Consider the following 209-nt stretch of genomic DNA (forward strand, 5'->3'; position numbering starts at 1 on the left):
AAAAAAAAAAAAAAAAAAAAAAAAAAAAAAAAAAAAAAAAAAAAAAAAAAAAAAAAAAAAAAAAAAAAAAAAAAAAAAAAAAAAAAAAAAAAAAAAAAAAAAAAAAAAAAAAAAAAAAAAAAAAAAAAAAAAAAACACAAACCACAAAATTTAAAAAAAAAAAAAATAATTTAAAAAAAAAAAAAAAAAAAAAAATAAAAAAAAAATAA

Annotated in this window: 1 protein-coding gene; it reads left to right on the forward strand. The window is 2.4% G+C overall.

What is annotated here, in order from left to right; translation table 11 throughout:
- The coding region (locus RFX69_RS19435) for a hypothetical protein (protein ID WP_309169501.1) at window positions 1–209 on the forward strand (209 nt) is incomplete at its 5' end.

It is taken from the genome of Acinetobacter sp. 148, assembly GCF_031196675.1.
In the GTDB taxonomy this organism is placed as follows: Bacteria; Pseudomonadota; Gammaproteobacteria; order Pseudomonadales; family Moraxellaceae; genus Acinetobacter; species Acinetobacter baumannii.